The sequence below is a fragment of the Halomonas sp. V046 genome, from assembly GCF_052645355.1.
Genome location: NZ_JBQXYF010000001.1, coordinates 183,329 through 209,345, shown reverse-complemented (window position 1 = coordinate 209,345; position 26,017 = coordinate 183,329). Strand labels below are relative to the sequence as shown.

Sequence of the window (26,017 nt, the reverse complement as noted above, 5' to 3'; positions counted from 1 at the left end):
GCGGGTGGGGCCTTGGTGAGCCTGCTGATGGTGCTGCGAGCGCCCGTCGCGTATAGCGAGGCTACGACTGGCACTCCCTTCGAGAAGGGGTCAGGAAGAGCGTTCCAGGTCTTCCCGCAATTGGCCGACGAGTTCGACGTCTAGCCCCGACAGTTCCGCGATGGTCTGATCGTCCATGTCTGTTCGTTGCAACATTTTCCGAGCGATTTCTCGCTGCGCTTCCTGCAACCCCTCCTGGCGGCCCTCCTGGCGGCCCTCCTGGCGGCCCTCCTGGCGGCCCTCCTCGAGGCCTTTCGTCAGGCCCTCCTGGCGCCCTGCCTCAAGACCCTGTTGTTTCCAGTGTTCTGGCCATCGCTTGGCACGTTCCGACAACATGCTATGCACCTCGCTTAAGTCGTTGAGCGCCTGCCAGGAGCTTCGTTCATCACTGGGCGCCCAGTTCGGCAGCAGGACACGCTTGATCCAGAGGACGAAGTGCCGTCTGAGTTGGGTCTGCTGTGGCGCCTTCAGCCAGTCTACCAACAATCCAATCAGGTCGATGGCATCCTGTGGGCTGCGGTGGTGTTCCAACAAGAAGATGGCGGATACCACGTTCTGGGCTTCCTGGGACCACTGCTCGCTGGCTACGATCGCCCCCTCATCCAGCAGCAGGTAGCGTAGGTCCGGTCGGTACTGTTCCAGCCCCCCTGGCACCGCTAGGACAAGCTCCGAGATATTGAGCGACGCGTTCCAACGTGTTTCACCATTGTAGAGTACGATCGGCAGCACTGGAGGAAGTTTGCCGTCCATGGTGAGGGCCTTCTGCCTGACCAGGTCCTGATAGAGCAGGCCGACATAGGTCATGATTCTCAGCGCCATGAATCGGTCGATCGTGCTTTGGAATTCGATCAGCAGGTAGACGTACAGCCACTCGTCGCCAAAGCGCACTCGCCAGATCACATCGTCTTCTCGATCGCGTAGATCATCGGTGACGAAGGTGCTGCTGACCTTTTCCAGAGAGTCGAGGTCCAGTTGCTCGATCCAGTCCTCTTTGACGAAGCCTGTGAGCAGGTCGCTGACGACCCTCGGTTCGCTGAACAACAGCTTGTAGCTGAGATCATGTTCATGTGGAGGGCTCATGGTGTTCCTTTACCTGGCACTCGGGGGCATGGGGCAGAGGATTGAGTCGTGGTAACGAGAAGGGTTCCGCCGGCGAGGTGCTTGAGCACACTTAATCAACAACGGCGCTACAGGGCGCCGTTGTTGATTGGTCTGGTGTCGGTGTGCTGGGGGTGTGTGGTCGCCGAGACAGGCGTGGCCCGTCTAATCGATCACATCGTCACGCCGGGGCAGAGCGGCGTAGGCGCCGGGCCGCGTCACGGCATGGGCGCCGCAGCGGCAAGCCAGTGTCAGGGCCCTGTCGATAAAGGCTGCATCGTACTGCCAGCCTTCCTGCTGCCAATCGTGGCCGCTGAGTGCCGCAAGCAGGCCACCGATAAAGGCGTCGCCTCCCGCCGTGGTATCGATGGCCTTTACCGGTGGCGGTGTCATCGTTACCGCACCATTGGTGGTATGAGCGGTAACCTCTGCAGGGCCGTCGGTGACGACGATCAGGCGAGCGCCTGCGACCAGTCGTTCGGCCAGCCAATCGTTGCGGGGGTGATCCCCGCGCAGGGCATCGAGTTCTTCGGCGGACAGCTTGATGAGGTCGGCCTGGTCTATCAGGCGAGTGACCAGGCCCACGTCGATCCGGTGGCCCGGCCACAAGTTGTGGCGCAGGTTGGCATCGACGCTGATCAGGCTGCCCGAGCGTTGCGCCATTTCGGTAATGGCCAGGGTTGTCTCGGCGATATCTGGCTCGGTCAGGCTGTTGCTGCAGAGGTGAACGATGGCAGGGTCGGCAAATACACCGGCAGGGAGGTGCTCTGTGCGGTAAAGCAAGTCCGCAGCCGGTGGACGGTAGAAGTCGAAGGTGCGCTCACCACTGGCGTCCCGAGATACGAAAGCCAGCGCGGTTCGGGCCTTTTGGGTGCGCACGACGCCGGTCACATCGACACCGTGAGCGGTGAGCTCGCGGGCCAGAAAATCGCCGAAGTGATCGTCGCCTAGCATACCCAGGAACCGGCTCGTCATTCCCAGCCGTGCGCAGGCGACGGCCACATTGGCCGGTGCGCCGCCGGCGTAGGGTGTGAAGGTCTCGGGGCCATCGTGATCCTCCCCGAGGTGGCTTGACAGCATGTCGACCAGGGCTTCACCGAAGGCAATAATGGGCGTCATGACGCGGTCTCCTTGTCCGTGGGCTCACTGGCTCGAGAGCGATAGCGTGGTGCCTAGCATGTGCTGAGCGCCTGGAACTACCCACACGGGGTCGAGGCGGGTGTTGGCCGACTCGACGCACAGGAAGCGTCGTGCAGCAGCCAGCGGTGTATCGGGATTTGGCGTTTCGCCGGGGTTCCAGACCACGACGGAGTCGCTGTTCTGGCGAGCAATGCGCAGGCGGCGCCGTCCGTCGTCGAGCACGACTTCAGCGTTGGAGTGATAGATCCGGTCCACGCCTTGACGCACGCCGAGTTCCCCCTGCTGTTCGCTCTCGGCGAAGCCCTTGAGCTTGTCCAGGTAGCGCGCCCCGGCGAGGCCTTCGACGCGGCTTTCGAAGACCTGACTCACGGCCAGGTAGCTATGCAGGGCACAGGTCATCTTCACCGGAGTTTCGCCGCGGTGTTCCGTGATCAACTCGACGTGCAAGCGCTGGGCATTGGCCTGTATCACCGCTCGCGGATGCAACTGGCTGTGCAGCCGCTCGGGCAGTGACAAGTGCAGCTCGATGCCGTCTTCGTGCTCATCCACCGCGTCGAGATGCCAGTTGGCCTTGCGCACGGGGCCGTGCATAGGACCGGAGCGGTCGGGGGTCTCGTCCGCGGTATTTTCATCGGCGAACCACGGCCAGCACAGCGGAATGCCGCCGCGAATGGCGCCAGGGGTATCCTGGGGGGTTGGCGTCACCCACAGCCAACCACCGGGCACCAGCGGGTCCTCGGCGCCGCTGTCGACGCCAGCCGCGTCATTCTCGTGCGCCGCTTCGGCCGTAGCGTCGGCCGCGGGTAAATAGTGCAGCACCTGGGCACCCTGCAGCGAAACGGCCAGCTGGCCCCAATCTTCATTGGCCACCCAGACGTCGCGGCCGGCCCAGGCAACATAGCCGTGGCCGTTGGTGGCGTCGATCAATGCCTTGAGCGATGCGGGAATCATGGTTCGACCTCTTCGTTGTGGAGGGCCTCGGCGGCGCCCAGCAGCCCCGTCCAAGGCGCGGTGACCACATGGATGGCGATGGCTTCGTTGTACGGCCGCATTCGTCCCTTGGCACTGAAGGCGTTGAGGAAGCCGCTGTGCGGCAACCAGTCGATCAGCCGGGGCACGATGCCTCCGCATAGGTACACGCCACCCCGAGCGCCCATGGTGAGGGCCGCATCGCCGGCAACGTCGCCGAGAATCTTGAGAAACCGCAGGATGGTATCACGCCCCAGAGGGTCGCCTCTGTTGGCCGCCTGCGTGACCTCGGCGGGGCTCGCGGCCGGCGCCGGGTGGCCCTCGATCTCGGCCAGGATACGGTAAAGGTCGAGCAGCCCCTGGCCACACAGGACACGCTCGACGCTGACCCTGCCGTAGCGCTGATGGAAGCGCTCGTAGATGGCCAGTTCCTGGGCGTCCGTCGGGGCATAGCTGACATGGCCGCCTTCGGTCGGGAGCGGAATCCAGGCACGCCGTGCGGGGAAGACACCGGCCACGCCGAGACCGGTTCCTGGGCCGATCACCAGCCGTGTGGCGTGGCCGATGTCGTCGCCATGCTGCACCGTCATCAGGTCAGCCTCGTCGACATGGGGCACGCCAAGGGCCTGGGCCATGAAATCGTTCACGACCTTGAACAGGTCGAGGCCCAGGGCCTCTCGCGCCTGTGTCTTGGTGAAGTCCCAGTGGTTGTTGGTCATCGTGACCCGCTCGCCATGCACGGGGCAGGCGAAGGCCAGGCAGGCTTCCTTCGGGGCCTTGTCGCCGCTGGCACCGACACCCTCGAGGTAGGCGCGGGCGGCGTCGACCACGCCTGGGTAGTCGGCGCAGGGCAGAGTCTGGATCTCTCGGGGCGATACCTCTCCGGGGACCACGAGCGCGAAGCGCGCGTTGGTGCCCCCGATGTCGCCGATCAGGGCTGGACGGTTCATGGGCGACTAGGCGTCCTCGTCGTGGATCTGGCCCTGCTGACGCGCCAGGTCGTCGGCCTCGAAGCCACCGAAAACGCCGGCCCCTTCTTCGGCACGCATCGCCAGGTGACGGAAGCCGCCGAACAGTTCGCGACCGAGCCCTACGTGGTAGTGGTCGAGTTCGGCGACGCGCTTGGGACGTTCGGCCCAGGAGGCGGCGTCGACTAGTACCTTGAGCTCGCCCGTGTCGGCGTCCAGGCGAACCAGGTCACCATCGACGAGCTTGGCCAGTGGGCCGCCGTCGATGGCTTCCGGGGTGATATGGATCGCCGCCGGTACCTTGCCTGAGGCGCCGGACATGCGGCCATCGGTGACCAACGCCACATGATAGCCGCGGTCCTGAAGCACGCCCAGGTAGGGTGTCAGCTTATGCAGCTCAGGCATGCCGTTGGCCTTCGGGCCCTGGAAGCGCACCACCACGATGACGTCGCGGTCCAGGTCTCCGGCATCGAATGCCGCCTTCAGCTCGTTCTGGTCCTCGAATATCTTGATCGGTGCCTCGACCACCCGATGTTCGGGTTCCACCGCCGAGACCTTGATCACCCCGCGGCCGAGGTTGCCATCGAGCACCGTCAGGCCGCCGGTCGGGGCGAAGGCGTTGGCCACGGAGCGCAGCACATCCGGATCCAGACTCTCGTCGGGGCCTTCACGCCAGACAACCTTGCCATCCTCGAGGAAGGGCTCCTGGGTGTAAGCCGTCATGTCGGTGCCGAACACCGTGGGGATGTCGCCGTGAATGAGGCCCGCGGCCAGCAGCTCGCGGATCAGCAGGCTCATGCCGCCGGCGGCCTGGAAGTGATTGATATCGGCCTGGCCGTTGGGGTAGACACGGGTCAGGCTCGGTACCGCGGCAGAAAGATCCGTGAAGTCGTCCCAATTGATGGTGATGCCGGCGGCGGCGGCCATGGCCACCAGATGCAGGGTATGGTTGGTGGAGCCGCCTGAGGCCAGCAGCCCGACCATGGCGTTGACGATGGCGCGCTCGTCGATTTGGCGATAGAAGGGTCGGTAGTCACCGCCGGCCTCGGTGTTGCGCACGGCCTGTTCCGTGGCGAAACGCGTCAGCGCCTCGCGCATCTCGGTATTGGGGTTGACGAAAGAGGTGCCGGGCAGGTGCAACCCCATGAACTCCATCATCAACTGGTTGGAGTTGGCGGTGCCGTAGAAGGTACAGGTGCCCGGGCTGTGGTAGGACTCGGATTCCGCTTCCAGCAACTCGTCGCGACCGACCTTGCCTTCGGCGAAGAGCTGTCTCACTCGGGCCTTTTCCTTGTTGGGAAGACCGCTTGGCATCGGACCCGCCGGGATGAACAAGGCCGGCAGGTGGCCAAAGCGTGCCGCACCGATGAACAGTCCCGGTACGATCTTGTCGCAGACACCGAGGTAGAGCGCCGCATCGAACATGTTGTGAGACAACCCGACGGCGGTGGCCATGGCGATGACGTCACGGGAGAACAGCGACAGTTCCATCCCTGGTTGGCCCTGGGTGACTCCGTCGCACATCGCGGGTACCCCCCCAGCGAACTGAGCGGTAGAGCCCATGGCACGAGCCGCCGCGCGAATGGTGTCGGGGTAGTTCTCGAATGGCTGATGGGCCGAAAGCATGTCGTTGTAGGCCGAGATGATGCCTAGGTTGGCACTGTTCATCAGCTTAAGCTGATTTTTATCCTCGCCGCCGCAGGCGGCGAAACCGTGAGCCAGGTTGCCGCAGGACAGTTCGCCACGATGAACGCCGCGGCGGTGTTGTGCTTCCATGCGCTCGACGTAGAGCGCTCTGCGCTGCACAGAGCGTTCGCGGATACGGTCGGTAACGCGGGCAACGGTCGGATCGAGCGAAGGAGCTTGCTGGCTAGCCATGGTCAACCTCAGACGATTAAGTTCGGGTTAGATGCGTAAGTTTACCAAATAGTGAGCGAGATTCCTCCGGGCTGTTCGCCTTCTTTGGTCGAATTTGTAGTTTTTTTACGGGTTGTCGAAGCGGGCTTTTCGCACCGTCTGGCCTCGCCACTGTGGCCAGACCGGCACCCCAGGGTAAAGTCTGGCACCCTAGGCGATGATCGGAAAGCCGTGACGGTATGGCCGCACCAGGCTCCTGTCTGATGCGTCGTCGCCATCACCCGATTCGTCGACACAGGCGCCGGTGGCGTCATCATGCAAAGTAGGAGTCGTCATGTCACAGCCCCGGTTGGTCGCCGTGGAGTCCATCGCCAGCGTGCCGAAAGCCGCCTGGAACGCCTTGGTGGGCGACGACTATCCCTTCTTGCGTCATGAATTTCTGCTGGCGCTGGAGGCGAGTGGCGCGGTCGGCAGCGAGACGGGGTGGTTGCCGCGACACCAGACCCTGTGGTGTGGCGAACGCCTGGTCGGCGCGCTTCCCTATTACCTGAAAGGACATTCCTACGGTGAGTACGTGTTCGACTGGGGCTGGGCGGATGCCTGGGAGCGAGCCGGCGGTGACTACTATCCCAAGGGCCTGAGTGCGATTCCCTTCACCCCAGTGCCGGGGCCGCGTCTGTTGCTGGCCGACGAGCTTGACCCGGTGGCCGCTCGGCGGGCGATCGCAAGGACCTGGGAGCTGGATGAGCGGTTATCCAGCTGGCACCTCCTGTTCGCCGAAGACGACGAGGTGGCGGCCTGGCGAGAGGCTCGCCCCGAGCTGGTGGCGCGCCATGGGGTGCAATTCCAGTGGCGAGACCAGGGATTCGGCGACTTCGAGGGATACCTGGCCGCGATGACGTCGCGGCGGCGCAAGGAGGTCCGGCGTGAGCGCCGCCGGGTGGGAGAGCAGGGCATTGTGTTGCGGCGGCTGATGGGCGGTGAGATCGGCGTGGACGATATGACGCATTTCTTTGGTTGTTACCGCATCACCTACCTGGAACGCGGTCGGCAAGGGTATCTCGATGAAGCGTTCTTCCAGCGGCTATTGGCCGAGATGCCTGATAGTCTTGTGCTGATTCAGGCTTTGGTCGAAGGACGGCCTGTGGCTGCCGCGCTTTGCCTACAGGGGGCTCGATCGCTTTATGGTCGCTACTGGGGTAGCGAGGTCATGGCCGACTGCCTGCATTTCGAGACCTGCTATTACCAGGGGATCGAACATTGCCTGGAGCACGGCTTAACGCTCTTCGACCCGGGGACGCAGGGTGAGCATAAGGTGGCGCGAGGGTTTGCGCCTCGGCGGCTGACCTCGCTCCATCATATTGCCGATCCGCGTCTGCGAGATGCCGTGGCACGATTCTGTCGAGAAGAATCCGCAGGCGTTGGGGCCTACGCGACGGGGGCACTGCGTGGACTGCCGTTTCGGAGTAGTTAAGGAGTCGATGCTATGCTCATAACGTTAACGGGTCTCATGCCGACGGGGTGAATAGTGACGTCTGCGGTGATGATTGCCCCCATCCTAGAGGGGATACGTTCAGAGGCGGGGACATGGAGCGAATGGAGCGTTGTTGTTGGTGGATCGGCGAACCCGAGGGCAGTAGTGGCCAATTGCGCGAGGCCTTGGTGTCCAATGGTTGGCGGACCCAACGCTTGGAGAGTCCGTTGTCGGAGTGTCGCCTGCGTGACAGCGACCCCTGCCGGGTCGGGCTCGTCGTGCTGGACGACTTGTCGGTGGTGGACCTGCGCCAGCTCGAGCCGCTGATCCTGCGAAGCGCCAGGCCTTGGGTGGTGGTAGGGTCGGACGAGACCATGGCGGACCCCGACAAGCGGCGCATCATCGTCCATCTGAGCCATGCCCTAGTTCCGGCGTCGGTGGATATCGCGCGCCTGACCATACTGCTCGACCATGCCGCCGAGCTGTCCCGATTGCAGCAACTGGATCGCGAGCAGCAGGCGCTGGCATCGGCCACCGGCGAAGAAGACAACGAATACGAGTTTGTTGGCACGACGCCGGCGATGTGGTCGTTGTTCAACACTATTCGCAAGGTCGGCAAGGTCGATGCGTCGGTATTCATCAGCGGTGAGTCAGGGACTGGCAAGGAGCTGACGGCCCAGGCCATCCACGAGCGCTCGGAACGCTCCCAGCGAGCGTTTCATGCCATCAACTGCGGGGCCTTGCCGGAACATTTGATTCAGTCGGAGCTTTTCGGCCATGAAAAGGGGGCCTTTACCGGCGCGACCCAGCGCAAGGTGGGGCGCATCGAGGCGGCCGACGGTGGCACGTTATTCCTTGATGAGATTGGCGATCTGCCCCTCGAACTCCAGGTCAACCTGCTGCGTTTTCTCGAAACACGCTGCATTCAGCGGGTCGGCGGGCTCGAAGACATTCCCGTTGACGTGCGTGTGTTGGCGGCCACCCACGTCGACCTGGACAAGGCCGTACAGGCCGGCCGGTTTCGTGAGGATCTTTATCATCGCCTGAACGTGTTGCAGGTACAGGTGCCGGCGTTGCGTGAACACCCCGATGATATCGAGATCCTGGCACGCTTCTTCTTCGAGCGCTTTTCCAGTGAGAAGGCCTCGTGTCTCAAAGGTTTTTCTCGCGAAGCCTTGACCGTGATGCAGCGCTACCACTGGCCGGGCAATGTGCGCGAGTTGATCAATCGGGTGCGCCGAGCCATGGTCATGTGCGAGAACAGGCTGATCCAGCCGGAGGATCTCGGCATCGAACGACGCGGCTTGCATCGTCATCAGATGACCCTCGAAGAAGTGCGCGAAGAGGCCGAACGTGACGCCCTGTTGGCAGCGCTCGGACGCAACAAGTATCGGGTCAATGCCGCAGCCAAGGAGTTGGGTGTGTCCCGGGTAACGATCTACCGCCTTCTCGACAAGCATGGAATCTCTCGCTCGCCGCCGGAAGAGGCCGCTTTCTGCTGACGTGCTTCTGTGCGACGCCGTACCCAAGACCCGCCAAGGCGGGTCTTTTTTTGGGTTATCGGTGCGGGGGGCCTCGACTCTGTCGCTTGATGACCCCCTGGTTTCCGCTTCCTGGCGCTGGGCCTAGGGTCCCGCTTGGGGGCCGGTTATCGGCGCTCGCTTTTCTGTCCTAACCCTTCACGTTGGGCATTCGCTGCCCTTCTGCCATGCCCCAATCCCTGTGGGGCTGTGGTCGGCTATTCAATAGGCCGACTACTAATAGTCCGACTACTAATAGGTCGACTGCTAATAGGACGATTGCTAATGGGCCGACCAGTAGGCCGATCAATGAGACGACCGACGGGCGCGTATCTCGTCCTAGGCATTCGGCCGGTCGGGTTCGACGCGTCGGGTGCTGGTCGGCCCCTGGGCCTGGCTGTCTCGGGCTCCCCGGCGGCTTGCGATAGTCGAAACGGTAAAGTGTTACATCGTTGATACAACCGCACTCCTGCTCGGCGAATTTTATCGGCGGTGTTCTTAAAATCATTTAAAAACAGATTGTTAATAAGAATGTGTCGGTCATGGCAAGGCGCCCATCGACGCCTTTCCGAGCTCGCGTCGTGATCGCTGTTGGTGGCGGCTGATCGGTGTTACATCCGCGAGTCGCGGGGGCACAGGTGATGAAACTTTTTCAGCATTCTGGTGCTGAAGGCCCGGTTGGCGAGGGCTGTGGCCGTACCCGCGAGGACGGGCCAGGGCGCCGTCGGTTCGTTCTGCGGAAACCGTCATCGCGCCTGTATCGCCGATGTTACTTTTCGCGTAAGCAGTTGATTTGTAATATAAAAATGACTTTTGTTGATCGAGGCGGGCGGTGTGCAGCGGGGCGTTGTTTCATCAGCTTTACATTTTACGTCGGCATCAAAAAATAAAATCAATTAAAAACAATGAATTACAAGTTGGCACGGCGATTGCTCTAGTCATTGCAAGTGGGACCGACACCCTCAGCGGAGACGCCGCCATGAACCATCCAACTCGACAGGCCAGACAAGCGGTTGCGATTGCCATGTTGTGTGGCGTGGCCAGCGGAGTGGTGGGCGTGGCTCAGGCCGACAGCAGTGCCAGCGATATCGGCCTCGTGTTCGAGCGAGGGACAGACTCATTGCGGCTCGTGGAAGACAGGTCGCTTGAGAATATCCGCGGTCGCTATGTGCCCGAGACCAGCATCGCTTCCGATGGAGTGATTCTGTGGGACGAGCGGCCGGGACGTGGCGCCGGGGGCGGCGGTGGCAGAGATGGCGACCATCGTCTTTCCAATGGCTTGAACAATATCCAGCGCGTCAACGTCACTACGCAACGGGACAGGTGATCGTCATGGGTAACATCCGGGGAAATGCATCAGGGGTAACAGGGCAGGGGAGCGGAACGGCCGTCGCACGCTGGTCGTACAGGGGGGGGCTGGTGGCGATGGTAGTGCTGGGCGGCCTGATCGGTGTGGGGACCGACCAGGCCCAGGGGGCGGACCTTCGCCCCGGCGTACGCCCCGGCGAGATCGTGGTGATACGCGAGGTCGAGCCGGCGCCATTTGGCCAGGTGAACCGCGATAGCGGCCCGATCAGGGCCCGCGCCGACCTGATGCAGAGCAGCCGCATGGCGCAAGCCACGACAGCGCAGTTGGGCAACCAGACCAGCGGCATTACCGCGGTAATGCTGAATGACACCCAGGCGGCGGGCATCTCGAGTGGCGTAGGCGGCAGCATGGCTCAGCTTCATCGTTCCCTCGGGACCGGTAGCTCCCTGGGCACGGGCGGCAACGTCCAGTCCAATCGCGTTGCCGGTTCGATTGGCGGTGGCGCGGCGGGAGGCGGGGTCATCGGTGCGACCTCCGGAATCGCCAGCACCATCACCGGGGCCTTGGCTCCCTTGACCGGTGGGAGGCGCTGAGCATGAGATCTCTCGGACAACGGACACGGCCCACCAAGCTTCAAGGGTTGCTGTTCATCGCCTCCCTTGGCCTGGTCATGGCGAGTCCCGATCCGGCCGCCGGTCAGGACTTGGGAAGCTTGAGAAACAGCACCGTCATCGGTGGCAACGCCTTGGGCAATGTCAGCGGCGTCGCCAGCACGAACATGGCGGCGGGCACCAGCAACCTGCAGTCCAATAGCGGCACGCTGGCCACCGGACCCTCGGCGACCAGCAACAATGACCTGATACAGCAGGCACGAATCGATCAAGGCATCGCCGGCATGCAGGCCGACACCGTCATCCAGGATCGCGCCTTTCGACAGGCCTCTGGGTGGATGTCGGTCAACCAGGCGGCGGGGCTTGGCAATCTTCAGAGCAATGCCTTCGGCATTACTCAAGGAATCAGCGTCAGCGACCTCAGCGATACCTCGCTACAACAGGTGCTGGCCAGCAGGCAGGGGCTGAATGGTTCAGGCGGTGGAGGCTCGGATGACGTCCTACGAACGCTCGAGATCGAAGAGACAGCGTTCAGCGGCGCCCGGGGCGTTATCCAGGTCAACCAGTCAGCCGGCACGGGGAACGCCACTCGCAACAGCTTTCGGTTCAACCAGCTGAGCGACTGACGTCAAAAAAAGCAGCAATCGTAGCAATCGGCAGTTTGGATTCTTCAGGAGAACGATCATGAAAACTTTCAAAAAAGCTCCGCTCGCTCTGGCAATCTCTGCACTGATGGTGACTCCGCTTGCATTGGCGGGGGGCTATGGCGGAAACAGCTTCGATACCGATTCCGAAATCAACTCCACCTTCGATAACGACATCGACGTGCATATCGAAAACGATGCGCACACCAACAAGCGGATTAACGTCTATGGCGGTGCCCTGGTGCGTGATCCCAACTACTCTGGCGCCACCGTGGACAGCAAGCAGCTGAGCAACGGCAACGTGGCCGATCAGACGCTGACCAAGAACAACGCCAATATTGGTGACAACGCCCTGCAGGGCGCTGCGGGTAACATCGGCGCCAACGTGGCCGCCGGTGACGGCAACCAGCAGGCCAACGACGCCGCCCTGGCTTCATCCGACGCCTCGACCGTGTTCGGTCAGGCAGCATCCTTCTCGGTCCAGTCGTCGTCCAACAATGCCACCACCGTGATGGGTAGCCCGAACAATGCCCGCATGAACGGCAATGCCCTGCGCGATGCCAGCGGTAACATCGGCGTCAACATCGCTGCCGGTGTCGGCAACGCCCAGCACAATAGCCTGGCTGCCTCGGTCAATACCGCCAGCGGTTCGGCCGATGCCACCTCTGCCGGTGTGCAGGCGAGCTACGGCAACAACACCACCAGCGCCGGCCAGGTCGTGACCCTGCGCAGTGGCTCGGTCTACAAGGAGAATATCACCTTGGGTGGTGGCTACGTCGGCGGTGGTCTTGGCTATCAGTCGGGCAGCTATGAAGGTGAAACGGCTGGCATCTCCGATCAAGTTGGTAATGTCTATCTCGACACCTGGAATGGCCAGGAGCATACGGGCGGATCGAATACTGGCCATATCGATGTGGATAGCGATGCACAGGGTGCCCAGGCCGGACCCAATGGTGAGGGTGCCTTCGTATTCGACGAAACGGGTTCTGAAGAGGGCACTTTCTCCGGAGGCCTGGGCTTCGTCGAAGCGGGTGTGATCGGCCTCAAGGGCACCGCTTCTGGTCGCAGCCATTCCTTCAACCAGCAGCTGGTCTATCAGACCAACAATGCCTCTCTGAGTGGCAACGCCCTGGCCAATGCCGTGGGTAACATCGGCGTCAACATCGCCGCTGGTAGTGGCAACATGCAGCGCAACTCGCTGTCCATGGCCTCCAGCATGGGTGGCGGCACTTCCGGCGGCGGCGGTGGCGAGCAGTAATCTGGGCGCCACTGTCTGACCTGCCCGGCCCACGTCATGTGGGCCGGGCCTTTCTACCGTCCTATCGACCTCGTGGGGAGCGTCATCATGTTGTTCTCATCCCGGCTAGTCGCCAGCGCCTTCGCCCTTGGCATTGCCATCGCCTCCGTGCAATCGCCGGCGGCGACCATTCGTCTGGGCGGCGTGGTACCCGGCACGGTGATCAACAAGGATGTCATGTCGATCCGCGAGCGCCGCTACGAGAATCTGGTCGAACAGCACACCGATTTTTCCTGTGGTGCCGCCTCCCTGGCGACACTGCTGAAGTATGCCTATCAATTCCCCGATACCACGGAAAACGAGGTGTTGGCGGGCATGCTGGAGGTATCCGATGTGGAGGTCGTCAAGGAGCGCGGCTTTTCGCTGTTGGATCTCAAGAACTACGTCGAGACGCTAGGTCTGCGCGGGCGCGGCTATCAAGTCGATGCCGAGACCCTGGATGAGATCTCGATTCCGGTTATCGTCCTGCTGGATCTGCAGGGCTACAAACACTTCGTGGTCATGAAGAAGGCCAGTGGCGATCGCGTCTATGTCGGCGATCCGGCACTTGGCAACCGGGTGATGACCCGGGACGACTTCCTGGCCGCCTGGAACAACATCATCTTCGCGGTAGTGGGGGACGGTTACGACCGTTATTCCGCCTTGCTGTCGCCGCGCCAGCCAATCTCGGCGCATCGCATGCAAGACGTCTTTTCTCCGGTATCACGCGAACAGCTGGTCGACTTTGGCTTCCGCCATGCGGAGCTTTTCTAGCCGTCGAGTACGACAAGAACGGCAATGGTTGAGGACGCACGTCGATCCGAGGGCATGATCATGTTGGGACAATGCCGTAAAGGGCTTAGCCGGGCCGCGCTGGTAGCGCTGGCCATGGGGCTGGCCTCGCCGGCGGCGATGGCCGCCACCACTGACTTCAAGCGCTTCGAGGGATTCTCCAACGCGCGCCAGGTCAGTGACGAAGAATTGGGAGGAATGCGTGGGCGTTTCGTGGCCAAGGGACGCCTGATGTTCTTTGGCGTACAGATGATGAGCGAGTGGCGCACGGCCGCCGGGGAGACGCTGCGCGCCGGCGCTCGGGTCAACGGTGACCTAAGAGGCCAGGCCCCGACGCTGAAGTTCGAGCCAACACTGACGGTGTTTCGTCAAGCGGGCAGCCAGGCGACGCAGTTGTCGGGTGAGGGGGGCAACGGGGCGACGGTGTCCAACGCCGGCGTCGCCAACGTGTCAGGGGTCGTCCAGTCGATCCAGGCCGGTGGTGACTTCAATTCGGCGGCCAACGACTTGCAGATCGATGTGCTGGACGCCGGCAGTATCGGAGGATCCCGCGGCGGGGCCGGAGGAGCGGCGACGCGATCGGTGGCCGGAACACAGTTGTCGGTGGCGGCACATGGCAGCGACATGCGGGTCGCCATCGATATTCCCGGCATGGGCAGCGTCAGGCAGGCCATCGTGCCTGGGCGAGGACTGCAACAGTCGATTCAGCTGACAAGTAGCCTTCAGCAGGTGCGTAACCTGACTCGGCTACAACTTTACGTGGGTGACCGTAATGTGCCGGGCGGTGATATGCCGGGGTTGTTGTCCGGGATTCGAGCGGCGGCGGCCTTGCGTTGATCATAAAGGGAAGAAATTCAGCCGTATGTGCATCGTTTGACTACACTTGTGCTGGAGTGTCAGTGGGTTGTTGACCCAGGGCGCAGAAGACGCTCGATAAGGCAAATAATGAATGAGTCGGGGACAAGGAGAACGACGTGGATACCGTCTTCAACCGTAGAGTTCGCCCACCCTTGGTGGGCGTTGCCATCGCTGGATGCGTCTGCGCTTCAGGGGCAGCCTTGGCGCAACAGGGCCAGACCGTCGGCGCCGAGCAGGAGCAGGCAATTCGTGATGCCGAACCAAGCCGTAGCGTTCAAGATATCTTCCGTGAAGAGCATGCGCTGTTCTCGGATCGCCTCACGATCGAACCAGGCATAACCTATACCTATTCCGACCGTGATAGCCTCGCGCTACGCGGGTTTCTGGCATTGGATGCTATCTTTCTCGGCGAATTGAACCTCGACAACGTCGAGACTCATATCACCACCATCGACATTAATACTCGCTACGGTTTCACCGACCGCCTCGAGGCCAGTGTCAACGTGCCTTTCGTCTATCGGACGACGACCTTTCAATCGATCGGCGGCGATACTTCCACCGAGCAGAACACGGAAGACGACGTCGATGAGTCGGCGCTCGGCGACATTTCGGCGTCACTCTCTTATCGTCTTCTGCCTGAAACGCTGGAGCGCCCGGACGTGGTCGTCAGCCTGGGGGTCAGGGCGCCCACCGGCAAGGACCCGTACGGCATCGGCATTCGCACCGATCCGGACAACAGCAACCTGAATCTTCCCGAGGAGCTGCCTACCGGTAACGGTGTCTGGGGCGTCACCGCGGGTGTCTCGGTGCTGAAGACCCTGGATCCGGCCATCGTGTTTGCCAATCTTGGGTACACCTACAACATCGAGGAAAGCTTCGATGATATCTCTGCGGGCAGCGGTGACCAGGAAGCAGACGTGGACCTTGGCGACAGCATCAGCGCCGGCTTCGGTACGGCCTTTGCGTTGAATGAGCGCTTGAGCCTGGCCCTGTCGTATTCCCACGAGTACATCCGCAAGACCGAGATCACCCCGGACGGCGGCGGCTCCAACGAGGTTGTCGGCAGCGACGCCAACATTGGCGTGTTCAATATTGGCGGTACCTACGCCATGACCGATTCCACATCGGTGGTCACCAACCTGGGGATTGGGATGACCGATGATGCCTCCGATATCAGCCTGACCTTCCGCATGCCTTTCCAACTCTGATCACCGCTTGATCACAATCATATGGTGCTGACTCGGCCGGCGTTCAAGACGCCGGTCGTTGCGTTGAAGGCCATCAGAACCGCCGTGATAGCGGCCGTGACGTGCTGGGCTTCGATGGCTTTTCCTGGTTTCCGGGCGCCTCGCTGCGCTTCGGTTGTTGGGCGTGGCTTTTTAATGGTTACGTGATGGTTGTGCGATGGCTTTGCGGCAATGACCGAGAAAAGCTCCCGGTTCAGCCGTCGCGTTGGGCTCCGACGCGATCTGTCGAGACCCGTGGGCGCTGGCGGGCCACTTTGTCACGCGACACGCCGCGGCGTTCGCCCCTGGCGGGCCGACGATGGCATACTACGCCTCGATTCGGATTTTCGACGGTGCCTTGGGATGCTCAAGTGGTTGGCGATAGTGCTCCTGTCGCTGCTCGCCCTGCTGCAGTATCGGTTGTGGCTGGGGCAGGGCGGCGTAACGGAAATGCAGGAGGTCAGTGGCCGGGTCGAGGCGCTGGAAGGGGAGAACAAGCCGCTGAGAGACCGGAATGCGCGACTCGCCGCCGAGGTGGTCGACCTGAAGAACGGCCTCGATGCCATCGAGGAGCGGGCGCGCAGCGACGTGGGCATGGTGCGCACCGATGAGCAGTTCTTCTGGGTGCCGGGTGTGGAGGTCGACACTCCGCCGGCGGTCAATCCGCCCTCCGCTGCGGGGAGTGGGCCATGACACCGGACGTGCAGCGCCTGTGGCTGATCGTGCCTGCCGCCGGTAGCGGCCGGCGCATGGGCTCAGCCGTCGCCAAGCAGTACTTGCCCCTTGGCGATAGTACGGTGATGGCACAGACCCTGGCGACACTCCATCTGGCCTTCCCCGGCGCGGAGTTGTGCCTGTGCCTTGGTGAAGACGACGAGACCTTCGATTCGGCCGTGGTGCCGTTTGCCCGGTGGCGGCGGGTTGCCGGGGGGGAGGAGCGTGTCCACAGCGTCAACCAGGCACTCGACGCCATCGCCGCCGAGGCCTCGGCGCAGGATCTGGTGTTGGTCCACGACGTTGCCAGGCCCTGTGTGACGCCGGAGGACCTCCGGCGATTGGCCGAGGCGGCCGCGGGCCATGAGGCCGGAGCCTTGCTGGCCGCCCCTGTGGCCGACACCATGAAGCGTGATGACGGGCACGGCCGAGTGGCTTCGACCCAGGAGCGGCGTGGGCTATGGCATGCCCAGACGCCTCAGGGGTTTCGCTATGGCCTGCTGCGCCAGGCGCTGAGTCAGGCGCTGTCTTCCGGCGGTCTCGGTGCCGAGCGCGTCACCGACGAGGCCTCCGCGGTGGAGGCGCTAGGGCTTGCGCCGCTGCTGGTTACGGGGCGCCGCGATAACATCAAGATTACCCACCCCGAAGACCTGTCCCTGGCCGAACTGATATTGACGGCGCGGGCGGTCTCGACTCGGCTTCAGGAATCCACCAGATCATGACGGCACTGCCCCTGCGTATCGGCCACGGTTTCGATGTTCATCGCTTCGGCGACGGCGATCACCTAATGATCGGTGGCGTGCGCCTACCTTTCGATCATGGCTTCGTGGCCCATTCCGACGGAGACGTACTGCTGCATGCGGTGAGTGACGCCCTGCTCGGCGCTTGTGCGCTGGGCGATATTGGCCACCATTTTCCCGATACCGATGCGACTTACCAAGGAGCCGACAGTCGCGACCTGCTGCGTCGCGTGATGCGCGAGGTCGACAAGGCCGGCTACCGCGTCGGCAACCTCGACGCTACCCTGATGGCACAGGCGCCGAAGATGGCGCCGTACCTCGCGCCCATGCGTGAGCACCTCGCCGCCGATCTTGGCGTGGCGCTCGGAGCGGTCAACGTCAAGGCGACCACGACGGAACGCCTGGGCTTCACCGGCCGCGGCGAGGGCATCGCCGCCGAGGCCGTGGTGCTGCTGCTGCGTGGAGATGCCGATGCGTGACGAGATTCCCTGGCCACCGGCCTGGCCGCGTCATCTCGACGCGGAGTTTGGTCCGCCGCCGGAGGGCGGGTATCGCGCCTGTGCCGACGACTTCGAGGTGGAGGAGTGCCTCGGGTTTGCGCCGGAAGGCCACGGAGAACACCTGTGGCTGTGGATCGAGAAGCGTGATGCCACCACCGTTATGGTGGCGCGGGAACTGGCGCGCCTGTGCGAGGTGGGTTCGCGGGATATCGGCTACGCCGGGATGAAGGATCGCCTGGCCGTCACCCGGCAGTGGTTTTCGGTGCACCTGCCTGGCCGCGAGGCGCCCCAGGGGCTGGTCGAGATGCTGGCACAACGCGGCATCGTGGCGCTGTCTAGCCAGCGTCATCCACGCAAGCTCAAGCGCGGTGTGCACCGGGGCAACCGCTTTACACTGCGTCTGAGCGGGACCGCAGTCGATGACGACCGGTTCGAACAGCGCTGGTCGCGACTGATACAGCAAGGGGTGCCGAACTACTTTGGCCCCCAGCGCTTCGGTGATGGGGGACGCAACCTGGTGCGTGCCCGCGAGGTGTTGGAGAAGGGCTGGCGCAAGCGTGATGATCGTGAAGGCATGCTGCTGTCCGCGGCGCGCAGCTACCTGTTCAATGCCCAGCTCGGTGAACGCCTGGCGCGTGGCGAATGGCTCGAGCCGCTTGGCGGCGATGTGATGATGCTCGACGGCACCCAGAGCCTGTTCGCTGTCGAGACGGCCGATAGCGCCGTCGCTAGCCGACTCGCCGAGGGCGATATTCATCCCACGGCGGTGCTGTGGGGCCTGGGGGGCTCCCGGGCCGGTGCTGCGGCCGCCGAGCTCGAACAGGCGGTGCTCTCGCGCACACCCGCGTTGTGTCGGGGACTCGAGCGTGCCGGGGTCAAGGCCGCCCGGCGTGCTCTGCGGGTGCGCTTGACCCAGACCCACCTCCGTCGCGAGCCGGGTCAGGCCTGGGTGTCCTTCGTGCTGCCAAGTGGTGCCTTTGCCACCGCGGTGCTGCGCGAGTTGATGAGCCACCCGAGCCTTGAATTCCGCTCGACTATCGCGACGCATGATCGAGGAGTGTCATGAGACGACTGCTGCTTTCCAATGACGATGGCGTCAATGCCCCCGGGCTTCGAGCGCTTCACGATGCGCTGCTGCCCCATGCGCGGCTCAGGGTGGTGGCACCGGATCGCGACCGCAGCGGCGCCAGCAACTCGCTGACGCTGTCTCGCCCGTTGTCGTTGACGGCACTGGACAGTGGCTTCTACAGCGTCGATGGCACCCCCGCGGATTGCGTCTACCTGGGCGTCAACGGGATCGGAGACGAGTCGCCGGACCTGGTGATCTCCGGCATCAATCATGGCGGTAACCTGGGCGATGATGTGCTTTATTCGGGCACCGTCGCCGCCGCCATGGAAGGACGTAACCTGGGCATGATCGCGATCGCCATGTCGCTGGTCGGCACGCGCTATTTCGACACGGCTGGCCGGGTCGCGGCGAGTCTGGTCGGGGCGCTCGACCAGCTCTCGCTGCCGCCCCGGACCCTGCTCAACGTCAATGTGCCGGACCTGCCGTGGGAGGAGATCGAGGGTTTTCGCGTCACCCGCCTCGGCTTTCGTGGTCCGGCGGCGCGCCCCATCGAGACCCGCGACCCGCGTGGCCGAGTGCGCTACTGGATCGCCCCGGTAGGCGACAATGCCGATGACGGTCCGGATACGGATTTCGCCGCCGTGGAGTCAGGCCACGTTTCGATCACCCCGCTGCAGACCGACCTGACTCGCCATGCAGCCCGCGATGACGTGCAGGATTGGCTGGATGCGCTCACCTGATATCCGCGGGGTCGGCATGACCTCTCAGCGTACCCGAGACCGCATGGTAATCCGGCTCTCGGAGCAAGGCATTCGCGACAGCCGAGTGTTGGAAATCATGGCGCGGGAGCCGCGTCACCTGTTTCTCGACGAGGCCCTGTCACACCGTGCCTACGAGGATACCGCGCTGCCCATCGGCCATGGCCAGACGCTCTCGCAACCGTGGATCGTGGCGCGCATGAGCGAGCTGTTGCACCAACAGGCGCCGAGCCGCGTGCTCGAGATCGGCACCGGCTCCGGCTATCAGACCTTGATCCTGGCGCGCCTCTTTGAGGAACTCTGGTCGGTGGAGCGAATCAATGCCTTACACTGCCTGGCGGGGCGTCGCCTGCGTTTGCTGAAGGCCCACAATGCGCGCCTGAGGCTGGCCGATGGCGGCCATGGTTGGCCGGAGGCCGCGCCCTTCGATGCGATTCTCTTGACCGCTTGTGCCAGCGAACTTCCCGAGCCACTGTTATCGCAACTGGCCGATGGCGGCGTATTGATTGCACCGCTGGAGGCCTTTGACGGTACCCAGTGGTTGACCCGAGTGCGCCGTAGCGGCGACCAATTTGATCATGAGCGGCTCGAGCCCGTACGTTTCGTGCCGCTGCTGGAAGGAGTCATTCGTTGAAGCGTCATCTTGCCATCTTTCTCAGAGGCGCCGGCATGGGGGCCGCCGATGCGGTACCCGGCGTCTCCGGGGGCACCATTGCCTTTATCACCGGCATCTATGAAGAACTGATTCACACCATCAAGCGGTTCGGTCCGAGTGCCTTCGTTGCCTTGCGCCAAGGGGGGGTGGCGGGGCTGGCCACGCATTTGAACCTGCGCTTCCTGCTTCCTTTGCTGGCCGGAATCGCCGTCAGCCTGATCACCGTGGCCCACCTGGTGGTATGGCTGCTGGACGCGCATCCGCTGTTGCTCAACGGCTTCTTCTTTGGCCTGGTGGCAGCCTCTGCCCTGGTGGTCGGACGCCACCCGATGGACTGGCGTTGGTGGCACATCTTGCCGCTCGGGCTGGGATTGGCGTTGGCCCAGGGCTTGCCGGCGCTGATGCCGCTGATCAACGGCCTGGGCAACCCCGCGCTGGTGCTGGTGGTGGGCGGTGCCATCGCAATCAGCGCCATGCTGCTGCCCGGGGTCTCCGGTAGCTTCCTGTTGTTGTCCATGGGACTCTACGATGTCGTGATGCAGGGGATCCGGGGATTCGACGTGCCATTGCTGGCGCTGTTTGCGCTGGGCTGTCTGATTGGCCTGTTCTCGTTTTCGCGCTTGCTGTCCTGGTTGCTTAGCCGTCACCACACCGCCACCTTGCAACTGTTGGTCGGGTTCATCGTCGGCTCGCTGCCGGTACTATGGCCCTGGCGTGAACTGACGCGTTATCAGCTCGGCTCCGAAGGCCAGGTGATTCCGCTGGACCACCGTTATCTGTCCCCCTGGGATTTTGCCGCCGTTACCGGCGATTCAGCACAACTGTGGGGAGTGACCGCCCTGGCCGTGGTCGGCATGCTATTGGTGCTGATGATCGCCAGGATCGGCGATACTCCCAACGACATGACCGGCGCCCCGACCTCCCGTGCCGACAAGGAGAACCGCTCTGATGTATAAGACAGTCTTTATCTCCAGCCTGACCCTGGCTCTGGTCGGCTGTGTCAATCAACAGGCCCAGACGCCACCGGTGCAGGTTCAGGACCTGTCTTCTGCGCGCGCCGCCGAGGTACCCGCTCAGTACACCGTGGTGGCCGGAGATACGCTGTATGGCATCGCCTGGCGCCACAACATGGACTTCCGTGAACTGGCGCGTTTGAACAATATCTCACCGCCCTATCGCATCGATGTCGGGCAGTCGCTGGCCCTGGCACCGGGCGCTCAGGCTGGCGGCGTCGCCCAGGTTGCCGCCAACCAGGGCACCAATCCCCAGACCGGCGCGGTGGCGACCCCGCTTGGCGGTGCCAGTGCCGCTGCGGGGGGCGCCGTAGCGGCAGGCACGGTCGGGGGCTCTGAGGATCTCGAGTGGCTGTTGCCCAATGGCGAGACCGAGACGGTGTCAGCGACCAACGGCACACAGGTTCAGGCCCAGGCGGCGGAGAGTGCGGCCCAGGTGGCCGACCCGTCGACGCCTGGCCCCGTCTATGACTATGACAGCCCGGGCGCGGAAGGCGACTTGAGTGCCGCGGATGTGGCCGAGCGGGAGCGGTTGCAAGCGCAAGAAGAGGTCGCCGCGGCGGCCGAGCGGGAAGCCCAGGAGCGAGCCGCGAGTAGCGATACGGCACAGAGCGATGCCGGCAGCGGTGAGACGGCGGTGGCCGGTGAGACCAGCGCCACGGCGGCGGCCTCATCGGCCTCACAAGAGCCGTCCGGCGGTGCTACGCGTACGTATACCCCGGTCGCTGAGGTCCCCTGGCAGTGGCCCACCAATGGTCAGGTGGTGGGTAATTTCGGCGAGGGATCGAGCATCACCGCCGGCATTGATATCGGCGGACAAAAGGGGCAACCTGTCAAGGCAGCGGGGCCTGGGATCGTGGTCTATGCCGGCAGTGGGGTTCGCGGCTATGGCAAGCTTATCTTGCTCAAGCACAACGATCAGTACCTCAGCGCCTACGCCCACAACGACAGCCTGAAGGTGCAGGAAAACGACGTCGTCGAGGCCGGTCAGCAGATCGCCACCATGGGCGATACCGATGCCGAAGATGTGCGGCTCCACTTCGAAGTGCGCAAGGATGGCCAGCCGCAGGATCCGACGAAGTACCTACCTTCCCGTTGAGAAGACAAGGATGACGGTCCTCGCGACAGGGGACCGGAACAGAGGCTCGGAAAAGAGGCTCGGAAGATAAGCGTCACACAATAATAATCTTGGGCGTTGATCGTTGGGTGTGACGATAGCGCCGGGTCGCAACCACGGGGTAGCCATACGATGAGCATGCTTGAACGGGATCTTCAGGATGTGAATCTCGAAACGGTGGATGAAGCCGATGATGACGCCGTCGAAGAGGTGGCGGGGGACGCCGCCGACGAGGAACAGTCCGGGGGCGATGACGATGCCTTCGAAAAGGCGCTCGGACGCGAGGATCGCTATTCGCGTCAGAGTCTCGATGCCACCCAGATCTATCTCAATGAGATCGGTTTCTCGCCGCTTTTGACGCCGGAACAAGAGGTTCACTTCGGGCGCCTGGCCCGCAAGGGAGACCCGATGGGCCGGTCGCGCATGATCGAGTCCAACCTGCGTCTGGTGGTCAAGATCGCCAGGCGCTACCTCAATCGTGGACTGACCCTGCTCGACCTGATCGAAGAGGGCAACCTGGGCCTGATCCGGGCGGTGGAGAAGTTCGACCCCGAACGGGGGTTTCGCTTTTCCACCTATGCCACCTGGTGGATTCGCCAGACCATCGAGCGGGCGCTGATGAACCAGACGCGCACCATTCGGTTGCCGATTCATGTGGTCAAGGAACTCAACATCTACCTGCGCGCGGCCCGCGAGTTGACCCAGAAACTCGACCACGAGGCCACCGCCGAGGAAATCGCCGAGCATCTCGACAAGCCGGTGGAAACGGTCAAGAAGATGATGGGCTTGAACGAGCGAGTATCGTCGGTGGATTATCCGATGGGCGGCGAAAGTGACAAGCCGTTGATCGAGACCCTTGCCGACGACAACGAGCAGGGCCCGGAGTCGACCCTGGTCGATGGCGACGTCAAGGCCCACGTGGATCACTGGCTGGCCGAGTTGACCGAAAAGCAGTGCGAAGTGGTCGTGCGCCGCTTCGGACTGCGCGGGCACGAAGCCGCAACCCTGGAACAGGTCGGCGAGGAAATCGGGTTGACCCGGGAGCGGGTGCGCCAGATTCAGGTGGAAGCGTTGAAGAAGCTGCGCCGTATGCTTGACAAGCAGGGCCTGTCCCTGGACGCCATCTTCGAATAGGGCAGGCAGGCGGCACCGGAAAACGTGCCCCTCACGCACCGCTGATGATCGCCGGGTCTGGTGATCGTCTCGGCATCGACCGCACCAGGCTTCGCCTCGTGCGGTCGTGTTTTGTTGCCTGGCACCCTGGCCGATGACAGCGGCAAGGCCGACGTCTGATAACGTCGCATCTTGGTAGTCGTTTCAACTGCTATATTGGCTCTTTTTCCATGGAATATGCTTTATCATCGGGTTAACTTGGCGATTAGTCCCATGATTTCCTTCGATGCTTTGCGGATAATGTTGTCTCACCTATCAGGCCCCGATCGCTCTGAAGACGGAGATTCCATGGCTCGCCCGCTGATCGCCCACATCGACCTCGACGCGCTGCGTCACAACTACCGCCTGGCCCAGGAGCTGGCGCCGGGAAGCCGTAGCGTGGCGGTGCTCAAGGCCGACGCCTACGGCCATGGTGCCGTGGCCTGCGCCAAGGCGCTAGAGGACCTCGTGCCGGCCTTCGCCGTGGCGGCCATCGAGGAGGCGGTCACCTTGAGAGACGCCGGTATCGCGACACCTATCGTATTGCTTGAAGGCATCTTCAGCGCCGACGAACTGCCCCAGGTCGATGCGCTCGGGCTATCCATGACCCTGCACAGCGACTGGCAATTGGAAGCGGTCCTGGCGTTCACGCCCCGTCGTCCCATACCGACCTGGCTCAAGGTGGATTCGGGCATGCACCGCCTCGGCTACTCCCCGGCAGCGGCCGAGGTGGCCTGGCAGCGGCTGGCGGCGCAGCCTAGGTGTGTCACCGACCTCCATCTGATGAGTCACTTTGCCACCGCCGACCTGGCGGACATCGGCTATTTTTCTCGCCAGCACAGGCTCGTCATGGCGCTAGCCGAGCGGCTAGGTGCGCCGACTTGCCTGGCTAACTCACCCGCCGTACTGGCGCACCCTGAAGCGCACGGCGACTATAACCGCCCAGGCGTGATGCTCTACGGTAGCGATCCGTTGGAGCTGTCCTGTGAAGCGAGTCGTCGGTTGCATCCGGTGATGAGCTTGACCAGTGAAATCATTGCCGTGCGTGAGCTTTCCCCAGGAGAACCGGTTGGCTACGGCGGGCGTTTCACCACCGCAGGTCCGAGCCGAATCGGGGTCGTGGCCTGTGGCTATGGCGATGGTTACGATCGACATGCCGTTGACGGTACGCCGGTGCTGGTCGATGGCAAGCCCAGCGTAATCGCCGGAAAGGTCTCGATGGACATGATGACGGTGGATCTCACCGACCTGCCCGAGGCCGGCATCGGCAGTGAAGTGGTGTTGTGGGGCGTCAGTCGCCACGGAGCGTTGCTCAGCGTCGATGACGTGGCACGTTATTGTGACACCATCAGCTACACCCTGTTGACCGGCGTGTTGCCAAGGGTGCCCAGGCGTTATGTCGGTGGCTCCGCCTCTAGTCCGGTGGACTAGGGGCGAATCGTCCCGGGGGCAACGCTTGTGCGATAGCCGTCCGGCGGGGTGCTGCCGAGGTGGCTCAGACGCTACAATGGCGATCACGTTGATTGGCGGTCGTGGCAGCAGGCTGCGCCGTTACTGCTGTCGTGTTCCTTCGATCACCGAGAGATCGCATGCCCCAAGCCGCTACACCTACCTTCGTTCATCCTCGTTACTGGCCGACCTGGATCGCCATCGGCGCCATGCGCGTCGGCGCCTGGCTGCCGTGGCGGGTCAAACTCGCCATCGGCAAGGGCATCGGGCTATTCGCCTGGCGTTTCGCCAAGCGTCGCCGGTTCATCACCGAGACCAACATTCGGTTGTGCTTTCCCGAGCTCGATGGCGATGCCCAGGCTCGCCTGGTGCGCGAGGCCTTCGTCTCTAACGGTATCGGCATCCTCGAGACCGCTACCGGCTGGTGCCGCGATCCCGAGCACCTCCGTCACCGTGTGACCTTCAAGGGCCAGGAGCACATGGCGCGGGTTGAAGACGCGGGCAAGGGGGCCTTGATCATCGGCATCCATTTCTCGACGCTGGATCTTGGCGGTGCACTGCATTCGCTGTTCTTCCCCGCGGACGTGGTTTACCGGCCGCACAACAACGCCTTGTTCGAGCGTTTCATGACCCGCGCCCGCAACGGCATCTTCGGCACCGCCATCGATCGTCATGACCTGCGAGGCGTGGTACGGCGAATCAAGTCCGGCCACCATGTCTGGTACTCGCCGGACCAGGACTTCGGTCGTGATGTCAGCGTCTTTGCGCCCTTCTTTGGCGTCGAGGCCGCGACGATAAAACTCACGGCCAAGATCGCCCGCATGACCGGCGCCCCGGTGATGCCGCTGATCTTCCATCGTAATCCCGATAACCGCACCTATTCCCTGGAGTATCTGCCGGCGCTGGATGGCTTTCCCAGCGGTGACGAAGTGGAAGATGCGGCACGCGTCAATGCCGTGATCGAAAAGGCCATTCGCCGCCATCCAGAGCAGTACCTGTGGCTGCACCGGCGCTTCAAGACCCGTCCTGAGGGGGCGGAGAAGATCTATTAGGCGGTCGCCACGAGCGC

Annotated in this window: 26 protein-coding genes; 20 read left to right on the top strand and 6 right to left on the bottom strand. The window is 63.1% G+C overall.

What is annotated here, in order from left to right; translation table 11 throughout:
• Positions 1-90 precede the first annotated feature (90 nt).
• The 6 genes from ACUN9Y_RS00895 to ACUN9Y_RS00870 form a co-directional block, all read right to left on the bottom strand.
• Positions 91-1,119, bottom strand: coding sequence for an Rpn family recombination-promoting nuclease/putative transposase (locus tag ACUN9Y_RS00895; protein WP_445458793.1), 1,029 nt, complete (start codon positions 1,117-1,119; stop codon positions 91-93).
• Positions 1,120-1,302: 183 nt separating this feature from the next.
• Positions 1,303-2,256 (bottom strand): carbohydrate kinase family protein, encoded by a 954-nt coding sequence (locus tag ACUN9Y_RS00890; protein ID WP_445458792.1) that lies wholly within the window; start codon positions 2,254-2,256, stop codon positions 1,303-1,305.
• A gap of 24 nt (positions 2,257-2,280) precedes the next feature.
• Positions 2,281-3,228, bottom strand: a complete 948-nt coding sequence (locus ACUN9Y_RS00885; protein WP_445458791.1) for a D-hexose-6-phosphate mutarotase — start codon at positions 3,226-3,228, stop codon at positions 2,281-2,283.
• Positions 3,225-4,196: a glucokinase gene (gene glk, locus ACUN9Y_RS00880; RefSeq protein ID WP_445458790.1), complete on the bottom strand. Its 972-nt coding sequence runs from the start codon at positions 4,194-4,196 to the stop codon at positions 3,225-3,227. The genes ACUN9Y_RS00885 and glk overlap by 4 nt, the downstream gene beginning before the upstream one ends.
• Before the next feature lie 6 nt (positions 4,197-4,202).
• Positions 4,203-6,092 (bottom strand): phosphogluconate dehydratase, encoded by a 1,890-nt coding sequence (edd, locus tag ACUN9Y_RS00875; RefSeq protein WP_445458789.1) that lies wholly within the window; start codon positions 6,090-6,092, stop codon positions 4,203-4,205.
• A gap of 189 nt (positions 6,093-6,281) precedes the next feature.
• The gene (locus tag ACUN9Y_RS00870) at positions 6,282-6,407 is read right to left on the bottom strand and encodes a hypothetical protein (RefSeq protein ID WP_445458788.1); all 126 of its coding nucleotides are present in this window, start codon (positions 6,405-6,407) and stop codon (positions 6,282-6,284) included.
• Here ACUN9Y_RS00870 and ACUN9Y_RS00865 point away from each other — a divergent pair.
• From ACUN9Y_RS00865 to lpxL, 20 genes are all read left to right on the top strand, one after another.
• Positions 6,406-7,545, top strand: a complete 1,140-nt coding sequence (locus ACUN9Y_RS00865) for a GNAT family N-acetyltransferase (protein ID WP_445458787.1) — start codon at positions 6,406-6,408, stop codon at positions 7,543-7,545. The genes ACUN9Y_RS00870 and ACUN9Y_RS00865 overlap by 2 nt on opposite strands.
• 113 nt (positions 7,546-7,658) lie before the next feature.
• Complete coding sequence (locus ACUN9Y_RS00860) at positions 7,659-9,047, top strand: sigma-54 interaction domain-containing protein (protein WP_445458786.1); 1,389 nt, start codon at positions 7,659-7,661, stop codon at positions 9,045-9,047.
• Positions 9,048-9,912: 865 nt separating this feature from the next.
• Positions 9,913-10,392, top strand: coding sequence for a hypothetical protein (locus tag ACUN9Y_RS00855; RefSeq protein ID WP_445458785.1), 480 nt, complete (start codon positions 9,913-9,915; stop codon positions 10,390-10,392).
• A 92-nt stretch (positions 10,393-10,484) separates the two neighbouring features.
• On the top strand, positions 10,485-10,967 hold the full coding sequence (locus ACUN9Y_RS00850; RefSeq protein ID WP_445458784.1) for a hypothetical protein: 483 nt from the start codon (positions 10,485-10,487) through the stop codon (positions 10,965-10,967).
• Between the two features lie 2 nt (positions 10,968-10,969).
• On the top strand, positions 10,970-11,611 hold the full coding sequence (locus ACUN9Y_RS00845) for a hypothetical protein (RefSeq protein ID WP_445458783.1): 642 nt from the start codon (positions 10,970-10,972) through the stop codon (positions 11,609-11,611).
• Positions 11,612-11,669: 58 nt separating this feature from the next.
• Complete coding sequence (locus ACUN9Y_RS00840) at positions 11,670-12,887, top strand: hypothetical protein (protein ID WP_445458782.1); 1,218 nt, start codon at positions 11,670-11,672, stop codon at positions 12,885-12,887.
• An 87-nt stretch (positions 12,888-12,974) separates the two neighbouring features.
• Positions 12,975-13,679 carry a C39 family peptidase gene (locus ACUN9Y_RS00835; RefSeq protein ID WP_445458781.1) on the top strand — a complete coding sequence of 235 codons (705 nt, stop codon included), beginning with the start codon at positions 12,975-12,977 and terminating at the stop codon, positions 13,677-13,679.
• Between the two features lie 60 nt (positions 13,680-13,739).
• Positions 13,740-14,534, top strand: coding sequence for a hypothetical protein (locus ACUN9Y_RS00830; RefSeq protein WP_445458780.1), 795 nt, complete (start codon positions 13,740-13,742; stop codon positions 14,532-14,534).
• Positions 14,535-14,671: 137 nt separating this feature from the next.
• On the top strand, positions 14,672-15,763 hold the full coding sequence (locus ACUN9Y_RS00825; protein WP_445458779.1) for a transporter: 1,092 nt from the start codon (positions 14,672-14,674) through the stop codon (positions 15,761-15,763).
• Between the two features lie 381 nt (positions 15,764-16,144).
• Entirely contained in the window at positions 16,145-16,474 is a 330-nt protein-coding gene (ftsB, locus tag ACUN9Y_RS00820; protein ID WP_445458778.1) for a cell division protein FtsB, read from the top strand.
• Positions 16,471-17,217, top strand: coding sequence for a 2-C-methyl-D-erythritol 4-phosphate cytidylyltransferase (gene ispD / locus ACUN9Y_RS00815; protein WP_445458777.1), 747 nt, complete (start codon positions 16,471-16,473; stop codon positions 17,215-17,217). The genes ftsB and ispD overlap by 4 nt, the downstream gene beginning before the upstream one ends.
• An 11-nt stretch (positions 17,218-17,228) precedes the next feature.
• Positions 17,229-17,714 (top strand): 2-C-methyl-D-erythritol 2,4-cyclodiphosphate synthase, encoded by a 486-nt coding sequence (ispF, locus tag ACUN9Y_RS00810; protein WP_445459076.1) that lies wholly within the window; start codon positions 17,229-17,231, stop codon positions 17,712-17,714.
• Positions 17,707-18,801 carry a tRNA pseudouridine(13) synthase TruD gene (gene truD, locus ACUN9Y_RS00805; protein WP_445458776.1) on the top strand — a complete coding sequence of 365 codons (1,095 nt, stop codon included), beginning with the start codon at positions 17,707-17,709 and terminating at the stop codon, positions 18,799-18,801. The genes ispF and truD overlap by 8 nt, the downstream gene beginning before the upstream one ends.
• Complete coding sequence (gene surE, locus ACUN9Y_RS00800; protein ID WP_445458775.1) at positions 18,798-19,544, top strand: 5'/3'-nucleotidase SurE; 747 nt, start codon at positions 18,798-18,800, stop codon at positions 19,542-19,544. Before truD ends, surE begins: the two co-directional genes overlap by 4 nt.
• Positions 19,531-20,196, top strand: coding sequence for a protein-L-isoaspartate(D-aspartate) O-methyltransferase (locus ACUN9Y_RS00795; protein WP_445458774.1), 666 nt, complete (start codon positions 19,531-19,533; stop codon positions 20,194-20,196). Before surE ends, ACUN9Y_RS00795 begins: the two co-directional genes overlap by 14 nt.
• Positions 20,193-21,173 (top strand): DUF368 domain-containing protein, encoded by a 981-nt coding sequence (locus ACUN9Y_RS00790; protein WP_445458773.1) that lies wholly within the window; start codon positions 20,193-20,195, stop codon positions 21,171-21,173. Before ACUN9Y_RS00795 ends, ACUN9Y_RS00790 begins: the two co-directional genes overlap by 4 nt.
• Positions 21,166-22,329 carry a peptidoglycan DD-metalloendopeptidase family protein gene (locus ACUN9Y_RS00785; protein WP_445458772.1) on the top strand — a complete coding sequence of 388 codons (1,164 nt, stop codon included), beginning with the start codon at positions 21,166-21,168 and terminating at the stop codon, positions 22,327-22,329. The genes ACUN9Y_RS00790 and ACUN9Y_RS00785 overlap by 8 nt, the downstream gene beginning before the upstream one ends.
• Before the next feature lie 156 nt (positions 22,330-22,485).
• Positions 22,486-23,481 carry an RNA polymerase sigma factor RpoS gene (rpoS, locus tag ACUN9Y_RS00780; RefSeq protein ID WP_445459075.1) on the top strand — a complete coding sequence of 332 codons (996 nt, stop codon included), beginning with the start codon at positions 22,486-22,488 and terminating at the stop codon, positions 23,479-23,481.
• A gap of 327 nt (positions 23,482-23,808) precedes the next feature.
• Positions 23,809-24,930 (top strand): alanine racemase, encoded by a 1,122-nt coding sequence (alr, locus tag ACUN9Y_RS00775; protein ID WP_445458771.1) that lies wholly within the window; start codon positions 23,809-23,811, stop codon positions 24,928-24,930.
• A gap of 158 nt (positions 24,931-25,088) precedes the next feature.
• Positions 25,089-26,000, top strand: a complete 912-nt coding sequence (lpxL, locus tag ACUN9Y_RS00770) for an LpxL/LpxP family Kdo(2)-lipid IV(A) lauroyl/palmitoleoyl acyltransferase (RefSeq protein WP_445458770.1) — start codon at positions 25,089-25,091, stop codon at positions 25,998-26,000.
• The last annotated feature ends 17 nt before the right edge of the window (positions 26,001-26,017 follow it).

What these genes read in the sequence shown, in the direction of transcription:
- surE (WP_445458775.1), top strand. Translation starts at nt 18,798, where the DNA reads ATGAGACGACTGCTGCTTTCCAATGACGATGGCGTCAATGCCCCCGGG.
- truD (WP_445458776.1), top strand. Translation starts at nt 17,707, where the DNA reads ATGCGTGACGAGATTCCCTGGCCACCGGCCTGGCCGCGTCATCTCGAC.
- ACUN9Y_RS00890 (WP_445458792.1), bottom strand. Translation starts at nt 2,256, where the DNA reads ATGACGCCCATTATTGCCTTCGGTGAAGCCCTGGTCGACATGCTGTCA.
- ACUN9Y_RS00860 (WP_445458786.1), top strand. Translation starts at nt 7,659, where the DNA reads ATGGAGCGAATGGAGCGTTGTTGTTGGTGGATCGGCGAACCCGAGGGC.
- ACUN9Y_RS00840 (WP_445458782.1), top strand. Translation starts at nt 11,670, where the DNA reads ATGAAAACTTTCAAAAAAGCTCCGCTCGCTCTGGCAATCTCTGCACTG.
- rpoS (WP_445459075.1), top strand. Translation starts at nt 22,486, where the DNA reads ATGCTTGAACGGGATCTTCAGGATGTGAATCTCGAAACGGTGGATGAA.
- ACUN9Y_RS00835 (WP_445458781.1), top strand. Translation starts at nt 12,975, where the DNA reads ATGTTGTTCTCATCCCGGCTAGTCGCCAGCGCCTTCGCCCTTGGCATT.
- ACUN9Y_RS00895 (WP_445458793.1), bottom strand. Translation starts at nt 1,119, where the DNA reads ATGAGCCCTCCACATGAACATGATCTCAGCTACAAGCTGTTGTTCAGC.
- ACUN9Y_RS00845 (WP_445458783.1), top strand. Translation starts at nt 10,970, where the DNA reads ATGAGATCTCTCGGACAACGGACACGGCCCACCAAGCTTCAAGGGTTG.
- ACUN9Y_RS00870 (WP_445458788.1), bottom strand. Translation starts at nt 6,407, where the DNA reads ATGACGACTCCTACTTTGCATGATGACGCCACCGGCGCCTGTGTCGAC.
- alr (WP_445458771.1), top strand. Translation starts at nt 23,809, where the DNA reads ATGGCTCGCCCGCTGATCGCCCACATCGACCTCGACGCGCTGCGTCAC.
- ACUN9Y_RS00865 (WP_445458787.1), top strand. Translation starts at nt 6,406, where the DNA reads ATGTCACAGCCCCGGTTGGTCGCCGTGGAGTCCATCGCCAGCGTGCCG.
- ACUN9Y_RS00885 (WP_445458791.1), bottom strand. Translation starts at nt 3,228, where the DNA reads ATGATTCCCGCATCGCTCAAGGCATTGATCGACGCCACCAACGGCCAC.
- ACUN9Y_RS00830 (WP_445458780.1), top strand. Translation starts at nt 13,740, where the DNA reads ATGTTGGGACAATGCCGTAAAGGGCTTAGCCGGGCCGCGCTGGTAGCG.
- ispD (WP_445458777.1), top strand. Translation starts at nt 16,471, where the DNA reads ATGACACCGGACGTGCAGCGCCTGTGGCTGATCGTGCCTGCCGCCGGT.
- edd (WP_445458789.1), bottom strand. Translation starts at nt 6,092, where the DNA reads ATGGCTAGCCAGCAAGCTCCTTCGCTCGATCCGACCGTTGCCCGCGTT.
- lpxL (WP_445458770.1), top strand. Translation starts at nt 25,089, where the DNA reads ATGCCCCAAGCCGCTACACCTACCTTCGTTCATCCTCGTTACTGGCCG.
- ACUN9Y_RS00785 (WP_445458772.1), top strand. Translation starts at nt 21,166, where the DNA reads ATGTATAAGACAGTCTTTATCTCCAGCCTGACCCTGGCTCTGGTCGGC.
- ftsB (WP_445458778.1), top strand. Translation starts at nt 16,145, where the DNA reads ATGCTCAAGTGGTTGGCGATAGTGCTCCTGTCGCTGCTCGCCCTGCTG.
- ACUN9Y_RS00795 (WP_445458774.1), top strand. Translation starts at nt 19,531, where the DNA reads ATGCGCTCACCTGATATCCGCGGGGTCGGCATGACCTCTCAGCGTACC.
- glk (WP_445458790.1), bottom strand. Translation starts at nt 4,196, where the DNA reads ATGAACCGTCCAGCCCTGATCGGCGACATCGGGGGCACCAACGCGCGC.